Here is a 15,338-nt window from a genome sequence, read left to right as displayed (position 1 = left end):
TCCACCGGAGCGCGGTCAGACGACGTCCGAAGCCCACGAAGCGGGAACCCGTCGACTCATCCTGGAGCCGCGCCACCGTCACGGAGCCACGTCGAGGGCGTGGACTCACCCACGTCGTACCGACGAGCCAGCTCACGCAGGTTGGGCCGAAGTCCGAGCCCCTTGAGCTCGGCGGCGATGGCACGGACGACCTGGAGGGGATTCCTCCCCGGCGCCCGGGCCTCACCACGCAGCTGGGCGGCGGCGATCGCGTGCGAGGTGCTCGAGTCGATCCGGTCGCGACTGTCGAGGACGATGTTCTCGTAGGTCATACCAGCCTCATTCCTGTCGTGGCCCCATGGGCCGTCGAACTCACCACCTCACTGTCGCAAGGCCATGTGTCGACCCGCGGTTGACCGTGTTGCCGTTCCGTGACAGACCCTTGACGATCATCCGCGGTGCCATGCCGCAGCGGGCGGCACCACATCGTGGGATCTCACCGGCGTGCCGTGCCCCTCGGACACCGACGAACGCCCCGAACCTCTGAGTCCAGAGGTTCGGGGCGTTCTCTGTCGCCGCCGTGGACCCGGTCACCCACGAACCCGCTCACGGGCCGTCGGCGACGGGGCCTTCGGTCTCACCACTGCCAGCCTTGGCTCATCTCGGGCACCTCCCGGAGTCGTTGCGGCCACTGCTGTGAACGTACGACGGCGCTCACTGCCGACGGTGGGTCAGCGGTGATGATCTTGGCGTGGCCACATCCGCCCAAGGAGCGTCACCGAGAGTGACCAGCCCGGGTCCACGAGCCCCGGGTCACCGACGTCACGTCGCGGGGATGAGGTTCTGCCGGACGGCGTGCATGGCCGCCTCGGTCCTGGACGTCACCTGGAGCTTGCCCATGATGTTGCGGACGTGGTTCTTGATGGTGTTCTCGCTGACCGCGAGGTTGAGGGCGATCTCGCGGTTGGGCTTGCCGTGACTGATGAGCGTCAGCACCTCGAGCTCGCGCTCGGTGAGGGCCCGCGTCCGCTCCTGCTCGACGTCGCTGGGCGACCGACCCGCCAACCGGGAGTACTCGGCCACGAGGTGACGAGCCATGGGCGGGGGCACCATGACCTCACCCCCGTGGGCGAGGCGGACCGACTCGACGATCTGTTCGGCCGGGAGCGACTTGAGCAGGTAGCCGCTGGCTCCCACGAGCAGTGCCTTGAACAGGTCGGTCGCGTCCTCGGAGGCGGTGAGGATGAGCACCCTCGTGCTGGGTGCCTGCATCTTGATCGCCGTGGAGGCGTCGATGCCGCTCTGGCCGCCCAGGCGGACCTCGAGCAGGACGACGTCGGGCTCGTGCGTCAGGACGGCCCGCACGGCGTCGGCTGCCGTGGACGCCTCGGCGACGATCTCGAGGTCGGGCTCGGTGCCGATCATGGCCTCCAGGCCACGCCGGTACAGCTCGTGGTCATCGGCCATGACGATGCGGATGGTGTCGCGCGCCCCCCGTGACGACAGGGCCCGCCCACTGGACTCTGGTGTCTGCGGACTCACTGGTTCATATTCACACGAATGTCAGACACGATTGTGCACTTCCGACAGTTTGATGTCGCCGTGAGCGCGCCGGCCGCCGACGACGAGCCCGAACGCAGCCGCGATGGGAAACATGATGACGCCGTAGACCGCCGGGGGGATCGACATCGGGGTGCTCTCGAGGACGGTGATCGCCATGGCGATGGCCAGGGTGCTGTTGTGGATCCCGATCTCGAACCCGCTCGCGATCGCCTGCGGCCGCGCGAGCCCGAGCAGGCGTGGCACGGCATACCCGATGGTGAGCGACAGCACGCAGAACAGGGCCGCGATGAGACCGACGTCGGCGAGGTATCCCGCGATGTTGTCCCTCTCCCCCAGCATGGCGCCCACCACGACGAGCAGCAGCAGCAGGGCGGAGGCGATCCGTACCGGGCGGTCCATGCGGGCTGCGAAGTCCGGCGAGCGGCGGCGGACGACCATGCCGATGAGCACCGGCACGAGCACGATCGCGAAGACCTGGAGCATCTTGTCGACCTGGAGGCCGACGCGGTCCCCCTCGTCGAGGAACCGCGAGATCGCGAGGTTGGCGATGAGCGGCAGGGTGAGGATCGCGAGGACGGAGTTCAGCGCGGTCAGCGTGATGTTGAGGGCGACGTCGCCGCGGAACAGGTGGCTGAAGAGGTTGGCCGTGGTCCCGCCCGGTGACGCCGCGAGCACCATGAAGCCCACGGCGAGCAGCGGGTCGAGGTCCCACGCGCTCACGAGCGCGAAGGCGACCAGCGGCAGCACGAGGACCTGGCAGGCCAGCGCGACCGTGACGGCGCGCGGGTGGCGCACCACGCGGCGGAAGTCGTCCGGGGTGAGGTCCAGGCCGAGCCCGAACATGATGACGGCCAGGGCGACGGGCAGGCCGACGGTGAGCAGCGCGGAGTCCATGCGCGGAGGTTACCGCCGAGTCACCTCGATCAGGGCTGGTAGGCGTCGGCCGCCCGCCTGAGGCTGTCGAGCGGTCCGGCGAGGGCGGCCGCCCCCGGTTGGGTCAGCTCGTCCTGCCCGGCGGCCTGGGTCAGCTCACCCTCGATGTCGCCCACGAGCGACCGCACGGCGGCGGCGTCCTCGGATCGCACGGCCTGGTCGATGTCGCGCAGCTTGCCCGCGATCGTCTGGGCGATGTCGGGGTCGATGTCCTCGGACTGCCGGGCGTCGCGGACCGCGGTCTGCATGACCGCCGTCGCCTCGGTCACCGCTGTGGCCGTGTCCACCGGCGTGACGCTCGGGCTGGGCGAGCTGGCGGGGGGGGTCGGAGTCTGGGACTCCGTGATGGTCACGGTCGGGGTCGGCGACGGCGTCTCCGAGGTCGGCGTGGGGGTGGGCGAGTCCGAGGTCTGGACGACGCTCGGGGTCGGGGTGGGGGACGGGTTCTCGTCCGACGGGTCGGCACGGCCCTGGAGGACGTACCAGACGGCGGCGGCGGCCAGGGCGGCCGCGAGCAGGAGGAGCCACAGCCAGGCCTTCGAGCTCTTCTGCTCGGGTTCGATCTCGCGCGGGGGCTCGTCCCACCGGTCGTGGACCGGGGCGGGGAGCGGCTCGGGGAGCGGGGCGACGGCCGTGGGCGCCGCTCCGGCCGCGACGGGCAGGACCTCGGTGAGCGCGGGGGCACGGTGCTGGCGCAGGAGCTGGGCCACCTCACGCCCGGACTGGGGTCGGTGCGCGGGATCCTTGGCGAGCAGCCCGGTGACGAGCTCGGCGAGGTCGGCGGGGGTCTCGGGGCGCAGGTCGCGCACGTCCGGCGCGGGGTCGTGGGCGTGCTTCATGAGGATCGCGACCGGGGTCGGCGACGTGAACGGCGGGGCGCCGGTGAGCAGGGTGGTCAGCACGCAGCCGAGGGCGTAGAGGTCGGCCCGGGCGTCGACGCGCTGCCCGGTCGCCTGCTCGGGGGCGAGGTACTCCGCGGTGCCGACGATGGTGTCGGTCATCGTCAGCGCGTGGTGGCCGAGCGCCTCGTCGACGAGCTGGGTGATGCCGAAGTCCAGCACCTTCACCGTGCCGTCGGCGGCGTAGGCGATGTTGCCCGGCTTGATGTCGCGGTGGATGATCCCGGCGTCGTGGGCCGCCTGGAGGGCCTCCGCGACCTCGTGGCCGATGGTCCGCACGTCCTCGACGGGCAGCGGGCCCTCGTCCCGGACCCGCTCCGCGAGCGTCGGACCGGGAAGGAGCTCCATGACGAGGTATGCGGTCTGGTTCTCGACGCCCGTGTCGTAGACCGTGACGATGTGGGGGTGGTTGAGCGCGGCCGTCGCTCGCGCCTCGCGGCGGAAGCGCTCCCCCGCGTTGTCGCTCTCGGGACCGGTGAGGTCGAGCGTCTTGACGGCGACCTCACGCCCGAGCATCTCGTCGTCGGCCCGCCACACGACGGCCATGCCGCCACGCCCCAACGGGGCACCGAGTCGATAGCGGCCGCCGAGCAGCCGCCCCTGAGTCTGGCTCATACCTCTCCTCGCGTGGGCGCTTCGTCGACCCTAGTCCCTCCCGTAGCCTGTGGACGTGCTGCCCCACATCACCGCCACGCGGTTCGTGACGCCCTTGCGAGAGGGTGGCTCCCTGCCCGGGCTCGTCGAGGCCTCCGACGACGGCACCTACGTCGTCAAGTTCCGCGGGGCCGGCCAGGGCCTCAAGGTCCTCGTCGCCGAGGTCGTCGTGGGCGAGCTCGCCCGTCGGCTCGGCATCCGCATCCCGCAGATGGCGGTCATCGACATGCCCGCGGCCATCGCCCGCTACGAGGCGGACGAGGAGGTCCAGGACCTGCTCAACGCCAGCCCGGGCGCCAACCTCGCCGTGGACTTCCTGCCCGGGTCGTTCGGCTACGACGGCTCGCGGCCGCCCACGGGGGACGAGGCCGCCGACATCGTCTGGCTCGACGCCTTCACGGCCAACGTCGACCGCACGTGGTCCAACCCCAACCTCCTGCTCTGGCACCGGGAGGTGTGGGTCATCGACCACGGCGCCGCGATCTGGTTCCACCACTCGTGGCCGAGCCGCGGCCCGGACGCCAGCCGGTTCGCCATCCAGCCGTTCGACGCCTCCGAGCACGTCCTCGGCGACGTCGTCGGCGACCTGTCCGCCGCGCACCGCCGTGCTGCGGCCGTGCTCACGACGGACGTCATCACGGCCGTCGTCGACCTCGTCCCGGACGAGTGGCTCGAGCCGGCACCGGGTCTGGACGGACCGTCGGAGGTGCGTGCCGCCTACGTCGAGCACCTCACCCGCCGGCTCGAGAGCGCCGACTCCTGGTGGGAGGCGGCCCGATGAGCGCCCACCCGTACCAGTACGTCGTCCTCCGGTGCGTCCCGCGCGTCGACCGTGGCGAGTGCGTCAACGTGGGCGTCGTGCTGTTCTCGCAGTCCGCCGGCTTCCTCGGCGCGGCCTGCCACGTCGACGAGACGCGCCTGCGGGCCTTGGCGCCGGAGCTCGACCTCGACGCCGTGTCGGCGTCGCTGGCCGTCGTCGACGACGTCTGCGCCGGGACCGACGGCGGGGGCCGCCCCCGCCTGCCGACACCGGGCAAGCGGTTCGGCTGGCTGAGTGCACCGCGGAGCACGGTCATCCAGCCCTCCGGCGTCCACGGCGGGACGGCCGAGGACCCCGCGGCCGAGCTCCGGGTGCTGCTCGACCGGCTCGTCCGCTGACCCGACCCGTCAGGTGTCGGTGATGGAGAAGTCCGTGAACCGCCAGGTGGCCCTGGAGCCCCCGGTGTCGACGATCTCCGCTCCGTAGCAGATCTGGTCCACGGTCGCGCTGGCGGACACCCGTCCCCGGGCGACGAGGTAGTTGAGCATCGCCAAGATGTCGAGGGTCCCGGAGGTGAGGCGTGCCCCGCCGGACGGGACGAAGGCGATGTAGCCGTTGCCGCTCGTCGCGTAGACGTCCCACGTGTAGCCACTCAGGCTCACGCCCGAGGCGAAGCGCGACCCCGCAGGGACCTGCCGGTAGTTGTCCGTCCAGATCATCACCTCGTCGTTGGGCACCCCGTTGAGCCACAGGTCGTAGCCGACGTTGTAGATCCCACGCCCCGGCGCCGTCGCCGCGAAGGTCGAGGTCAGGCGGGGGAAGCTGGAGATGGTCCGCCCGGAGTAGTCCTTGTGGACGTTCGGGTAGGTCTTGACCTCGCCGTTGCCGGAGGCGTTCGAGGCGTATGCCGTGTGGTTCCACGAGCGGTAGCTGCACACCTCCGTCGTGCCGGTCGTGCCCGGGTACTTGCTGGCGTTCCAGAGGTTGTTGTGCACGTAGTAGCCACGGTCGGTGATGCCGCCGTTGGGGTGGCTCGTCGTGAAGGTGGGATTCGTGCACAGGGTCCCCGTGGGGACGGGGACGGGGACGGGCGCGCTGGTGCCGCTCTCCCCGGGGAAGCGGAGGGTGTCCCAGCCGCGCCCGACGGTGGGGTGGGGAGAGAGCCACCCACCGGTGCCGCTGCCCCGGTACATCCGCAGGTCGCCGTCCCTGAGACGCGCGAGGACGTCGCTGCGGCCGTCACCGGACCAGTCGCCGACGCCGAGGAGGCCGGTGAAGACGGACCAGCCGGTGCCCACCTTGCGGGTGGTGGTGAACCCGCCGGAGCCGTTGCTCCGGAACAGCCGCAGGTCCCCGCTCGCGGCGTTGCGGGCGAGGAAGTCCGGCAGGCCGTCGCGGTCGAAGTCCCCGGTCATCATGAGCCCGTCGTAGGGAGCCCAGCCGGAACCGACGACCCGCATGCCCAGGAACCCTCCGGATCCGTTGCCGCGGTACATGCGCAGGGAGCCGTCGCTCTTGACGGTGGCCAACAGGTCCGTGTGGCCGTCGCCGTCCCAGTCGCCCGGCGAGAAGATGTGGCTGAAGATCTGCCAGCCGTCGTCGATGGCGCGGTACTGCCGAAAGCCACCGGTGCCGTTGCCGGAGTAGAGCCACAGTGCGCCGGTGCCGGGGTCGCGGGCGATGATGTCGGTGCCGGCGAGGTTGTCCCAGTTGCCGACCATGCGGATCTGGTCGCGACCGTTCCAGCCCGACCCGATCGCGGTCTTCGCGCCGGAGAACCCGCCCGCCCCGTTGCCGCGGTACAGCCACAGCGTGCCGTCCCTGGTGGGCGCGACGATGTCGGCGCGGCCGTCACCGCTCCAGTCCTGGGCCGCTGTGGCGTTCACGGGCACCGGGGCGGCCCGGGCCGCCGGGGAGGCCGGTCCGAGACCCAGCGAGGTGCCGGCCACGAGGGCCGCAAGGACCGCGGTGAGCATGCCGCGGGCGCGGGCGCCGATGGCGGCCACCAGTCGTCCGTCGGACGTCGTCGTCTCCATCGGGCACTCCTTCGCGTCGCGAGCCGGGCCAGAGTACCCCGGCCCACCCCTGGGGTTCCTCGGCTGCCGCAGGGTGGGACGGGAGATGCGGACCACTCCCCACGCCTCATCCTCGAACCGCCCCCTCAGGTGGTTGACCCGCCTCACGCGCCGGTCCTACCGTCGAAAGGTTGCCGAACGGCGTTCCCTTCCCGTGGATCCATCTGAGGAGGAGGTCCGTCATGGACCACGCAGCACAAACCATCCGACGGCTCGCCGTCGTCGCGGCCGTCACCACGCTCATCTCAGCTCCGGCGCTCACGGCCAGCGCGCACGACGGGACCGGCCACGGCGCCGGACACGCCTCGTCGGTCAGCGGGGCGGCCGTCATCGAGTGGAACGCGCGGGCCGCCGAGGCTGCCCTCGCCTGTGCGCTCGCGCCCGCGAACAACCCCCTTCACGAGTCGCGCATGTACGCCATGATGCACCTCGCCATTCACGACAGCCTCAACGCGATCAAGGGTCGCGCGGAGCCGTACGCCTATCGAGCCCGGGCGAAGGGTGCTGCGCCGCTGGCCGCGATCGCCGCTGCCGCCCGCGGCACGCTCGTCGCCGCGGTGAGCACCCTGCCCGAGCCCTTCTCGGCCTGCGCCGCCACCGAGGTACCGGCCATCGAGGCCTCCTACGCGGCGGCCCTCGCGGAGGTCCCGGACGGTGCTGCGAAGAACCGCGGGGTCGCCCTCGGGACGGCCGCGGCTCAGGCGATCGTGGCGCTGAGGACCGGGGACGGCTCCGACACGCCGCTCTTCGACACCGCCTACCCGCAGGGGACCGAGCCCGGTGAGTACCGGTTCACCTCCCCGGACCTCCCCTTCGCCTTCGCCCCCGGGTGGGGCGACGTGACGCCGTTCGCCCTGAGGTCGGCGCGGCAGTTCCGCAGCGACGAGCCCTACCCGCTCGAGTCGCGCGCCTACGCACGCGACTTCAACGAGGTCAAGGCCCTGGGCGGTGACGGGACGACGACACCCAGCGCCCGGACCGCCGACCAGACCGAGGTGGCCCGCTTCTGGGTCGAGAGCTCGCCGTTGCTCTGGAACCGGCTGGCCCGCTCGCTGGCCGAGCAGCGGGGGCTGGACGCCTGGCAGGCGGCCCGTCTCTTCGGCCTGCTCGACATGGCCCTGGCGGACGGGTACATCGGCACCTTCGACCAGAAGTACGACCAGAACTTCTGGCGGCCGGTCACCGCGATCCGTGAAGCCGGGTCCGACGGCAACCCGCGGACCTCCCCGGATCCGACGTGGACGCCTCTCGTCACGACGCCGCCGATCCCGGACCACGACTCCGGCCACGCGGTCGAGGGTGGTGCGGCGGCTGCGGTCCTGCGTGGCTTCTTCGGCTCCGACCGGGCGCACTTCACGCTGTGCAGCCACACGTTGCCACCCGGCCAGACGTGCACGGATCCGGACCCGGTCATGCGCTCGTTCCACCGCTTTTCGCAGGCGGCGTCCGAGAACGCCGACTCGCGTGTCCTCGTGGGCTTCCACTTCCGCCACGCGAGCACCTCTGGCACCGAGCACGGCACCAAGATCGGCCGGTACGTGGTGCGCCGGTACCTGGAACTGACGCACCACTGAGACTCGTCCGGCAACGGTCAGGGCCCTCCCCGAACCCCCGGGCGAGGGCCCTCGGCCGTCCGGCGTGGCCGGTGTCGGCGGACGGGGCCCGCCTCGTCACGCCCGTGGCGGGGAGTCCACGCGCAGGGCCCACGCGGCGACCGCTCCGGCCGCGGCGACGTTGAGCGAGTCGACCCCCCCGGCCATCGGGATGGTCACGAGGACGTCGGCACCCTCGATCGTGCGGCGACCCAGTCCGTCGCCCTCGGTGCCGAGGACGAGCGCGAGCCGCTTCGGCGGGTCGGCGGCCAGGACGTCGAGCCCCACCGCGTCGTCGGAGAGGGCCAGCGCGGCCACGGTGAACCCGCTCTCGCGGAGGAGGTCGATGCCCGCGGGCCACGGGTCGATCCGCGTCCAGGGCACCTGGAACACCGTTCCCATGGAGACGCGGATCGCCCTGCGGTACAACGGGTCGGCACACCGAGGGGTCACGAGCACGGCATCCATGCCCAGGGCGGCGGCGCTGCGGAACACGGCACCGACGTTGGTGTGGTCGACGACGTCCTCGATGACGAGGACGCGACGGGCGTCGGCGACGACCTCGGCGACGGAGCGCAGTGCAGGACGCTGCATCGACGCCAGCGCGCCACGGTGCAGGTGGAAACCGGTGAAGCTCTCGATGACGTCGTGGTCGGCGACGAGGACGGGTGTGCCGTCCTGCTCGGCGTCCGCGACGAGGTCACCGAGGTCGGTGAGCCACCGCTCGGCCATGAGGTAGGACCGCGGCCGGTGCCCCGCGGCGAGGGCTCTCCGGATGACCTTCTCGGACTCGGCGATGTAGAGCCCCCGCTCGGGCTCGGTGCGACGCCGGAGCGCGACGTCGGTCAGCCCCACGTAGTCGTGGACGCGTGGGTCGCTGGGGTCGGTGATGCGGGTCGGCACGTGGGAGAGGCTAGAAGACGAGCGCCCGGACGAGGAGGCTGGCTCCCGCGACGGCGCTGAAGGCGAGGACCGCACGTCGCAGGTGGTCGCTCCGCAGGTGGCGACGCAGCGGCGCCGCGACGGCATACCCGAGGGCGATGAAGGGGAGCCACGCGAGCCCGGCGAGGAGCTGCGCGCGGGAGAACTCGCCGGCGACGGACAGCGAGCCGATGGCCATGAGGGCGCCGACCACGAAGAAGGCCGCCAGCGTCGACCGGACGCGCTCGGGCCGCTCGTGCTGGAGCACCAGCGCGAGGAACGGTCCGCCGATGCTCGTCGCGGTCCCGGACACCCCGGCGACGGCCCCTGCCGCCGCCGCGTTGCGCGAGGTGGTGCGGATCTCGAGCGTCGTGAGCGAGGCGGCGACGGTGACGAGGATGAGGACGGCCACCACCGCCGAGAGCGCACGGACGGAGAGGAGGGCGACCGCGACGACCCCCAGCGGGGTGAACGCCAGTCGCGCCAGCAGCGCCCAGCCGAGCTGACGCCACGCGATGTCGACCGGGGCGAGCAGGAGCTGGGCCACGGGCAGCGAGAAGCTCGCGACGAGGAGCGACCCGGGCATGAGGTCCGGGGCGAACACGACGACGAAGGGCGATGCCACGACCGCCAGTCCGAAGCCGATCGAGGACTGGACGAAGGCCCCGGCGACGAGGGCCGCGCCGAGGCCCAGGACCACCGACCAGTCGGTCACGCGAACCAGACCATGCGCACGATGGCGACGAGGCCGATGGTGATGATCACCGCGCGCAGGACGGCGGGCGGGAGCCGGCGGCCCAGCCGGGAGCCGAGCACCCCGCCGACCAGCGCACCGGCCGCGATGAGCCCGGCGACGAGCCAGTCGACCTGGTCCGGGGCGACGATGACGAAGGTGAGGGCGGCGACGGCGTTGACGATCGTCGAGAGGACGTTCTTGATGCCGTTGAGTCGTTGCAGCCCTTCGCTCGTCAGGGTCGTGAGGAGGCCCATGAGGATGACGCCCTGCGCCGCCCCGAAGTACCCGCCGTAGACCGACGTGCCGAGGATGCCGACGAGGAGGGCGGCGGCGCGCCGGCGTGAGTGGTCCTCGGTCGCGGGCACGGCGACTCCGCGGCGGGCCGCGGCCCATGCCGTGATGCGTGGGCCGATCGCGACGAGGACGACCCCGAGCCCGATGAGGACGGGCACGACCGTCCGGAAGGCCGCGGGGTCGAGCACGAGCAGCAGGACGGCACCCACGACCCCGCCGAGCAGGGACATCGGGGCCCACCGGCGCAGGATCGCGCCGGCCCCCCGCAGCTCGTGGCGGTATCCCCACGACCCGGTGAGCCCGCCGGCCACGAGGCCCACGGTGTTGGACACGTTGGCCACGACGGGTGCGTAGCCGAAGAACAGCAGGGTCGGGAACGTCACGAGGGTCCCCGACCCGACGACGGTGTTGATCGTGCCGGCGAGCACGCCCGCCGAGAAGATGAGCGCTGCCTCGGCGGCGCCCACCTCAGCTCTCGCGCGGGGGGACCGCGTCGGCCGGAGGCGTCAGCGGCGGCTGCTGGCGCGCGGGAGGCGTCGCGTGGTCCTTGGCCTCGCGGGAGGCCTCACCGGCCTGGCCGCGGGCCTCGGCGAGGGCCTGAGCGGGGTCGGCGAGCACGGTGTCGTCGAACGGCGTGGTCAGCTCCTCGGTGGGCTGCCAGTCGTCGGCGTCGTCGTCGTCGAAACCTCCGCCGCCGCCGTCGCCGCTCCCGAGGGCGCCGCCGATGCCCTTGAGGGCGTTGGTGAGCTCGCTCGGGATGATCCACATCTTGTTGGAGTCACCGCGGGCGATCTGCGGGAGGACCTGGAGGTACTGGTAGGCGAGGAGCTTCTGGGTGGGCTTGCCCCGGTGGATCGCGTCGAAGACCTGCTGGATGGCGCGGGCCTGTCCCTGCGCCTCGAGCACCCGGGCCTGCGCCGAGCCCTCGGCGCGCAGGATCTGGCTCTGCTTCTCGCCCTCCGCGGTGAGGATGCTGGACTGCTTGGCACCCTCGGCGGTGAGGATGATGGCGCGCCGCTCACGCTCGGCCTTCATCTGCTTCTCCATGGACTCCTGGATCGACATGGGCGGGTCGATCGCCTTGAGCTCGACCCGGTTGACGCGGATGCCCCACTTGCCCGTGGCCTCGTCGAGGACGCCACGCAGCTGGGCGTTGATCTGGTCGCGGCTGGTGAGGGTCTGCTCGAGGTCGAGCGAGCCGATGACGTTGCGGAGGGTGGTGACCGTGAGCTGCTCGATGCCCTGGATGAAGTTGGCGATCTCGTAGACCGCGGACTTGGCGTCGATGACGGAGTAGTAGATGACCGTGTCGATGTTGACGACGAGGTTGTCGCTCGTGATCACCGGCTGCGGCGGGAACGAGACGACCTGCTCGCGCAGGTCGATGTTGGCGCGGACCTTGTCGACGAACGGCACGAGGAAGTGGATGCCGCCCTCGAGGGTGCGGGCGTAACGGCCGAGGCGCTCGATGATGAGCGCCGTCTGCTGAGGCACGATGCGAACCGTCCGCATGATGACGATGACGGCGAAGATGAGCAGCAGCGCCAGGATGACGAGTTCGATCATGGAGACTCCCTGAGGTCAGTGGCGGTCGGCGGCGACGATGGCCGTCGCACCGTGGATGGCGATGACTCTGACGTCGTCGCCGGGGCGCAGGGGGGCGGAGCCCTCTGCGACCCGGGCGGACCACGTCTCCCCCGCGAGCTTGATCCGCCCGTCGGTGTCGGTGACGGTCTGGAGCACGCGGGCCTCGCGCCCCACGAGGCTGGAGGCCCCGATGTGGTGGTCGTGCTCGCCCTCGGTGAACTTGCGCTTGATGACCGGTCGGACGACGAAGACGAGCGCCCCGGCGACGATGACGGCGACGATCACCTGGACGGCGAGGTTGCCCCCCATCGCGGCGGCCAGCCCGGCGGCGAGGGCTCCCCCGGCGAGCATGAGGAAGACGAAGTCGACGGTCGCCGCCTCGACGGCGGCGAGGATCAGCGCGATCCCCACCCACGCGACCCACGGGTTGTCGGTCAGCCACTCCATGGCAACTCCCCTTTCGTCCCCCACCGTCCACGACGGTGTGTGTGGCCAACGATCCCACGCGGACCATGACGACCGTCGGCCGGTCGGGCGATCGGTGTGTATGCCGTCCCGCCGGCGGTGTCGCCCGCCCGCGTCAGTCGGACCAGGCGAGGTAGCGGGACCCTCGCTGCTCCAGGTGCAGGGGCAGTCCGAAGGTGGCGCTGAGGTTCGCGGCGGTGAGGGTGATCTCGATCGGGCCCTGGGCCACCACGGCTCCCTCACGCAGCAGCAGGACGTCGGTGAAGTGCGGCGGGATCTCCTCGACGTGGTGGGTGACGAGGACGAGCGCCGGGGCCATGACGTCGCCGGCGATCTCGCCGAGCCGTCGGACGAGGTCCTCGCGACCACCGAGGTCGAGACCTGCCGCCGGCTCGTCGAGGAGCATGAGCTCGGGGTCGGTCATGAGGGCGCGGGCGATCTGGACCCGCTTGCGCTCCCCCTCGGAGAGCGTGCCGAAGGTGCGATCGCGCAGGTGCGCGGCGCCGAGGGCCTCGAGCAGCTCTCCGGCGCGGGAGTGGTCGAGCGCGTCGTAGCTCTCGCGCCAGCGGCCGACGACGCCGTAGGAGGCGGTGACGACCACGTCCCCGACCCGCTCGGAGCCGGGGATGCGGTCGGCCAGCGAGGCCGAGGCCAGCCCGATGCGGGGACGCAGCTCGAAGACGTCGACGGCGCCGAGGACCTCGCCGAGGATGCCGACGACACCGGTGCTCGGGTGCATGCGCCCGGAGGCCAGCTGGAGCAGGGTGGTCTTGCCGGCGCCGTTGGGGCCGAGGACGGCCCACCGCTGCCCCTCCTCGACCTCCCAGTCGATCTCCTTGAGCAGGGTCGCGCCGCCACGCACGACGCTCACGCCCGCCAGCGCCAGCACATCACTCATGGCGCACACCCTAGGTGACCCTCTTCCTGCCTACGATGACGCCATGCCCGAGCTGCCCGCCTCCGTACGGATCGCCCTGTGGGTCACGGCGGCCTGGCAGGACGGGAGCCATCTCGCCTCAGCGGTCGAGTCGGCCCTGCCCGACGTCGACGCCGTCGGCCCGGGCATCCACACGCTCGACCTGTGGCGCGAGCTCGGGGAGAGCACCCTCCTCGTCGCCCTCCCCTCCAGCGGTGACCCGAGCAGCCTCCCCCGGTGCGGCCCCGAGGCGCTGGCCGCCGCCCTCGAGGCCGAGGAGTGCGTCGTGGCACCCGGTCTCGGGGCGATGCTCGTGCCGTCGTGGTCGAGCTTCGGGGCGCCGGGCGCGACGGGACCCGACGCGGGCACCCGGCTGGACTGGACGGCATACGACTGCGACCCCGTGCCCACGCACCGGGTCGAGGCGCTCGACCCGCGCGAGACGATCCGGCTCCTCACGGGTGAGGTGCTCGAGGCCACCGAGCGGCTGGACGCGCTCGGTGGGCAGCCCTTCGACGCGGCGTCGGCCCGCGAGTCGCTCCCCCGGCCGGGCCGGTGGGCCCTGCCCGACGAGGTGTCACCGCAGGCCGTGCGCGCGATCACGTTCGCCGCCGCGATCGGGAACGCCGCGACCGCCGGTCTCGACGGGCCGCAGGACGCGCTGGCCGTCGCCCCGCTGCAGCGGCGGCTCGACCTCCTGCGAGACCTCCGACGGGTCGCCGAGCGGGCCCTCGCCGACGCGACGAACGCGGGGGCGGCCGCGCTGGCTCAGCCCAGGACGTCGCGGTAGACCGCAAGCGTCTCGTCACCGATCCGCGCCCACGAGAACGACTCCACCGCACGACGTCGACCGGCCTTGCCGAACCGGGCGGCCCGCTCGGGGTCGGAGACGGCCGCCGTGAGGGCGGCCGCGAGGTCGGCGACGAACCGGTCCGGGTCGACCGGGATGCCGGAGCCGTCCTGGACCTGCTCGATCGGGACCAGCCAGCCGGTCTCGCCGTCGACGACGACCTCGGGGATGCCCCCGGTGGCCGTCGCGACGACGGGCAGCTCGCAGGCCATCGCCTCGAGGTTGACGATGCCCAGCGGCTCGTAGACCGAGGGGCAGACGAAGACGGTGGCCGCCGACAGCACGGCGATGACCTGGGCCCGCGGGAGCATCTCGGCGACCCAGACGACACCCTCTCGCGTCTCGCGCAGGCCGGCGATGAGCTCCTCCACCTCGGCCTGGATCTCCGGGGTGTCGGGAGCGCCGGCGAGCAGCACGAGCTGCACCTCGGGCGGGAGCTCGGCGGCGGCACGGAGCAGGTAGGGCAGGCCCTTCTGGCGCGTGATGCGACCGACGAACACGACGCTCGGCCGGTCCGGGTCGATGCCGTGGCGACGCACGACGTCGAGATCCTCGGCGCGCTTCCAGAGCTCGCTGTCGATCCCGTTGTGGACGACCTTGACCTTCGCGGGGTCGATCGTGGGATAGCTGCGCAGGACGTCCTTGCGCATGCCGTCGCTCACCGCGATCACCGCCGCCGCACCCTCGTATGCCGTCCGCTCGATCCACGAGGACAGGCGGTAGCCGCCACCGAGCTGCTCGGCCTTCCACGGCCGCATGGGCTCGAGGCTGTGGGCGCTGACGACGTGCGGGACGCCCTCGAGCAGGGAGGCCGTGTGGCCGGCGAAGTTGGCGTACCAGGTGTGCGAGTGCACGAGGTCGGTGCCAGCACAGTCCCCGGCGATGGCGAGGTCGACCCCCATCGTCACGAGCGCCGGGTTGGCACCGGCGAGCGCGTCGAGGTCCGGGTAGCCGGTCGTGCCCTCCTCGTCGCGCGGCGGGCCGAAGGCGCGCACCCTGACGTCGATGTCACCTCGCTCGCGCAGGGCCCGGGTCAGCTCGGCGACGTGCACGCCCGCTCCCCCGTAGATCGTCGGTGGGTACTCCTTGCTGAGGATGTCGACTCGCACGGGAC

At 72.1% G+C, this 15,338-nt stretch carries 16 protein-coding genes; 4 read left to right on the top strand and 12 right to left on the bottom strand.

Annotation, left to right across the window (positions count from 1 at the left end; translation table 11 throughout):
- Positions 1-56 precede the first annotated feature (56 nt).
- From N801_RS21450 to N801_RS19485, 4 genes are all read right to left on the bottom strand, one after another.
- Positions 57-311: a hypothetical protein gene (locus N801_RS21450; protein ID WP_245618160.1), complete on the bottom strand. Its 255-nt coding sequence runs from the start codon at positions 309-311 to the stop codon at positions 57-59.
- A gap of 490 nt (positions 312-801) precedes the next feature.
- The gene (locus N801_RS01875; protein WP_084108041.1) at positions 802-1,446 is read right to left on the bottom strand and encodes a response regulator; all 645 of its coding nucleotides are present in this window, start codon (positions 1,444-1,446) and stop codon (positions 802-804) included.
- A gap of 96 nt (positions 1,447-1,542) precedes the next feature.
- Positions 1,543-2,436, bottom strand: coding sequence for a bile acid:sodium symporter family protein (locus N801_RS01870; RefSeq protein ID WP_035932245.1), 894 nt, complete (start codon positions 2,434-2,436; stop codon positions 1,543-1,545).
- Between the two features lie 29 nt (positions 2,437-2,465).
- Positions 2,466-3,989, bottom strand: a complete 1,524-nt coding sequence (locus N801_RS19485) for a serine/threonine-protein kinase (RefSeq protein WP_052112503.1) — start codon at positions 3,987-3,989, stop codon at positions 2,466-2,468.
- Positions 3,990-4,044: 55 nt separating this feature from the next.
- Here N801_RS19485 and N801_RS01860 point away from each other — a divergent pair, with 55 nt between their 5' ends.
- Complete coding sequence (locus N801_RS01860) at positions 4,045-4,809, top strand: HipA family kinase (protein ID WP_035932374.1); 765 nt, start codon at positions 4,045-4,047, stop codon at positions 4,807-4,809.
- The gene (locus N801_RS01855) at positions 4,806-5,186 is read left to right on the top strand and encodes a DUF3037 domain-containing protein (RefSeq protein WP_035932371.1); all 381 of its coding nucleotides are present in this window, start codon (positions 4,806-4,808) and stop codon (positions 5,184-5,186) included. The genes N801_RS01860 and N801_RS01855 overlap by 4 nt, the downstream gene beginning before the upstream one ends.
- A gap of 9 nt (positions 5,187-5,195) precedes the next feature.
- On the opposite strand, the gene N801_RS19480 is transcribed toward N801_RS01855, so the two are convergent.
- Positions 5,196-6,824: an FG-GAP-like repeat-containing protein gene (locus N801_RS19480; RefSeq protein ID WP_052112502.1), complete on the bottom strand. Its 1,629-nt coding sequence runs from the start codon at positions 6,822-6,824 to the stop codon at positions 5,196-5,198.
- 221 nt (positions 6,825-7,045) lie between these two features.
- Between N801_RS19480 and N801_RS01840 the strand changes: the two genes are divergently transcribed.
- Complete coding sequence (locus N801_RS01840) at positions 7,046-8,437, top strand: vanadium-dependent haloperoxidase (protein WP_052112501.1); 1,392 nt, start codon at positions 7,046-7,048, stop codon at positions 8,435-8,437.
- A 96-nt stretch (positions 8,438-8,533) separates the two neighbouring features.
- On the opposite strand, the gene N801_RS01835 is transcribed toward N801_RS01840, so the two are convergent.
- From N801_RS01835 to N801_RS01810, 6 genes are all read right to left on the bottom strand, one after another.
- On the bottom strand, positions 8,534-9,358 hold the full coding sequence (locus N801_RS01835; RefSeq protein ID WP_035932243.1) for a TrmH family RNA methyltransferase: 825 nt from the start codon (positions 9,356-9,358) through the stop codon (positions 8,534-8,536).
- Positions 9,359-9,368: 10 nt separating this feature from the next.
- Positions 9,369-10,091, bottom strand: coding sequence for a sulfite exporter TauE/SafE family protein (locus tag N801_RS20920; protein ID WP_035932242.1), 723 nt, complete (start codon positions 10,089-10,091; stop codon positions 9,369-9,371).
- On the bottom strand, positions 10,088-10,873 hold the full coding sequence (locus N801_RS01825; RefSeq protein ID WP_035932241.1) for a sulfite exporter TauE/SafE family protein: 786 nt from the start codon (positions 10,871-10,873) through the stop codon (positions 10,088-10,090). Before N801_RS01825 ends, N801_RS20920 begins: the two co-directional genes overlap by 4 nt.
- A gap of 1 nt (position 10,874) precedes the next feature.
- Complete coding sequence (locus N801_RS01820) at positions 10,875-11,972, bottom strand: SPFH domain-containing protein (RefSeq protein ID WP_052112500.1); 1,098 nt, start codon at positions 11,970-11,972, stop codon at positions 10,875-10,877.
- A gap of 15 nt (positions 11,973-11,987) precedes the next feature.
- A complete protein-coding gene (locus tag N801_RS01815) occupies positions 11,988-12,440 on the bottom strand; it encodes an NfeD family protein (RefSeq protein ID WP_035932240.1) in 453 nt (150 codons plus the stop codon).
- Positions 12,441-12,573: 133 nt separating this feature from the next.
- Complete coding sequence (locus tag N801_RS01810) at positions 12,574-13,356, bottom strand: ABC transporter ATP-binding protein (protein WP_035932239.1); 783 nt, start codon at positions 13,354-13,356, stop codon at positions 12,574-12,576.
- Between the two features lie 43 nt (positions 13,357-13,399).
- On the opposite strand from N801_RS01810, the gene N801_RS01805 reads away from it, so the two are divergent.
- The gene (locus N801_RS01805) at positions 13,400-14,164 is read left to right on the top strand and encodes an Rv1486c family protein (protein ID WP_035932237.1); all 765 of its coding nucleotides are present in this window, start codon (positions 13,400-13,402) and stop codon (positions 14,162-14,164) included.
- Here N801_RS01805 and glgA read toward each other — a convergent pair.
- The gene (gene glgA / locus N801_RS01800) at positions 14,143-15,333 is read right to left on the bottom strand and encodes a glycogen synthase (protein ID WP_035932236.1); all 1,191 of its coding nucleotides are present in this window, start codon (positions 15,331-15,333) and stop codon (positions 14,143-14,145) included. The two genes, N801_RS01805 and glgA, sit on opposite strands and share 22 nt — an antisense overlap.
- Positions 15,334-15,338: the final 5 nt, after the last annotated feature.

The organism is Knoellia aerolata DSM 18566, assembly GCF_000768695.1.
Lineage (GTDB): Bacteria > Actinomycetota > Actinomycetes > Actinomycetales > Dermatophilaceae > Knoellia > Knoellia aerolata.
Note: the sequence above shows the minus strand (reverse complement) of the source record. Positions and strands in the feature narration are given on the sequence as shown.

Bases quoted from the DNA above. Each gene is read 5' to 3' on its own strand.
- N801_RS01870 (WP_035932245.1), bottom strand. From the start codon at position 2,436: ATGGACTCCGCGCTGCTCACCGTCGGCCTGCCCGTCGCCCTGGCCGTC.
- N801_RS01815 (WP_035932240.1), bottom strand. From the start codon at position 12,440: ATGGAGTGGCTGACCGACAACCCGTGGGTCGCGTGGGTGGGGATCGCG.
- N801_RS19480 (WP_052112502.1), bottom strand. From the start codon at position 6,824: ATGGAGACGACGACGTCCGACGGACGACTGGTGGCCGCCATCGGCGCC.
- N801_RS21450 (WP_245618160.1), bottom strand. From the start codon at position 311: ATGACCTACGAGAACATCGTCCTCGACAGTCGCGACCGGATCGACTCG.
- N801_RS01840 (WP_052112501.1), top strand. From the start codon at position 7,046: ATGGACCACGCAGCACAAACCATCCGACGGCTCGCCGTCGTCGCGGCC.
- N801_RS01820 (WP_052112500.1), bottom strand. From the start codon at position 11,972: ATGATCGAACTCGTCATCCTGGCGCTGCTGCTCATCTTCGCCGTCATC.
- N801_RS01810 (WP_035932239.1), bottom strand. From the start codon at position 13,356: ATGAGTGATGTGCTGGCGCTGGCGGGCGTGAGCGTCGTGCGTGGCGGC.
- N801_RS19485 (WP_052112503.1), bottom strand. From the start codon at position 3,989: ATGAGCCAGACTCAGGGGCGGCTGCTCGGCGGCCGCTATCGACTCGGT.
- N801_RS01855 (WP_035932371.1), top strand. From the start codon at position 4,806: ATGAGCGCCCACCCGTACCAGTACGTCGTCCTCCGGTGCGTCCCGCGC.
- N801_RS01875 (WP_084108041.1), bottom strand. From the start codon at position 1,446: ATGGCCGATGACCACGAGCTGTACCGGCGTGGCCTGGAGGCCATGATC.
- N801_RS01805 (WP_035932237.1), top strand. From the start codon at position 13,400: ATGCCCGAGCTGCCCGCCTCCGTACGGATCGCCCTGTGGGTCACGGCG.